Origin of the sequence: Gordonia sp. 852002-50816_SCH5313054-c (genome assembly GCF_001665925.1) — a bacterium.
GTDB lineage: Bacteria > Actinomycetota > Actinomycetes > Mycobacteriales > Mycobacteriaceae > Gordonia > Gordonia jacobaea.
On sequence record NZ_LZTE01000048.1, the window covers coordinates 1 to 1,656 of the forward strand.

1 protein-coding gene is annotated in these 1,656 nt (G+C 63.9%); it reads right to left on the reverse strand.

The window, feature by feature from the left end; translation table 11 throughout:
- Positions 1 to 148: 148 nt before the first annotated feature.
- Positions 149 to 1,531 carry an IS1380 family transposase gene (locus tag A5788_RS11585; RefSeq protein WP_064868524.1) on the reverse strand — a complete coding sequence of 461 codons (1,383 nt, stop codon included), beginning with the start codon at positions 1,529 to 1,531 and terminating at the stop codon, positions 149 to 151.
- Between the last annotated feature and the right edge of the window lie 125 nt (positions 1,532 to 1,656).

The window sequence follows — 1,656 nt, forward strand, 5'->3', positions numbered from 1 at the left end:
CTTAGCCTCGATCCACCGATCGGCTTTTGCGGTGTGGTGAAAAGTGTTGAGCACGTTCGGCCTGGGTGGCGGGCATGAGTCAGTTGCCGATCTCTGATGTCGGCTTGTTTCACCGGGTTTCGGGATCGAGGCTGTTGGGCCGGGGTGGTTAGGGCCAGGTTGGCGGTCTTCGGTGAATAGTGTTGTCGAACAACAGGTTCCATTCGGTTTCCCACGGCCATCGGGCGGGTAGGTGCATGGTGATGCGCCGGGCTGAGGACGCGATACGCGCCGGAATGCAGATCAGGGTGCGGCGGACCGTGGATGTGGTGGCTTTGGCCAGACGCCCGCCGCTGAGGCTGGCGGCAGCACGAGTCAGGTTGAACGCGATGACCGCACACACCAGCCAGGCGGCGTTCGCGCAGAACTTTCCCGACGGCAGATGCGCGAGCGCGGAGGCTTTGAGATCGGCGTGAACTTGTTCGATGACCGCGTGGGCGCGGTGGGTCTTGTCGGCGGTGACGGTGTCGAGGTCGCTGGTGGTGAAGAAGGCGTGGAATCGCCACACATCGAACAGGCCGTCGCCCTCGGGTCGGAAGTCGGGGATACGGCGCACCACCAGCCGCCCGGGAACCTGCAGCGCTTTGGCTTTGGAGGTGAACGCGGTGAACGCTATCTCGGCGACCTCGGCACGTGAGATCCACAGTCCGGTGTCCGCGTCGAGAATCGCGTCGGTGTACTCGATCTTTGTCCACGCATCGGCTGCGATCTCGCTGATCGCCGCACGTATCCGCAAGTCTTGGCGCACGGTGACCGATACCTGGGCGCCGGCACCGATCGCAGCACTGACGGCGCGGTGACCGTAGAACGCTGAATCCGCCCGCACCAGCACCGGCCCCGACGCGTCAGTCGACCGCAGACGCCGCACGCTAGCCAGTGTGTCGGCGATCAACCGATGGGCTCCGCGGGCGGAATTGCATGCTCCTTTGCGTAGTCGTTGAGCAGCGATCACCGGTGCACCGTGGGCGGTGCTGATGGTGGTGATCGCCGAGTTGAGCCCCCGTACCCGGGTGTAGCCGAACCCAGCGCCCTGTTTGGCCGGGCCGTGGACCTCGATGATCGAGTCGTCGATGTCGACCATCACCGGCCCGTCGATCCCGGCCAGTACCGGGGTGTGGGTGTGCAGGCCAGCGAGCGTGCGGGCGGCGATCGCATCCAATTGCCGGACATGCCCGAACCGGAACTCGCGCAGAAACGACCCCAACGTCGACGGGGCATACGGATGGTCGAACACCTTCCCCATCGCACCGTGCCGCAGTACGGCCATGTCATCGATGCTGTCGGCACCGGCCACCATGCCCGCGACCAGCGAGAACACCTTCCGATCCGGATTGGCGCCCTTGTCGGTCGGCACCGTCAGATGCTCGAGAGCCAACCCCGACAGGCCCGCTTGCTCGGCCAACGTCATCACCGGCACCAACCCCGCCGCGCCGAGGAGATTCGGATCATCACAGGATGCAGACCGGACCGGATGACTGTGAGACAATCGCATCTACGAGATGCCCTTCTGCGTGCACGGATGGAAACCTAGACAATTCCCATTCTGTCACTCAGACAGGGCATTTCGTCTATCCCTCACCGCCCAAACGAATACGAATCGGTGGATCGAGGCTTAGA

Excerpts from the sequence above, each read along its gene's own strand:
- A5788_RS11585 (WP_064868524.1), bottom strand. The coding sequence starts at position 1,531 with ATGCGATTGTCTCACAGTCATCCGGTCCGGTCTGCATCCTGTGATGAT.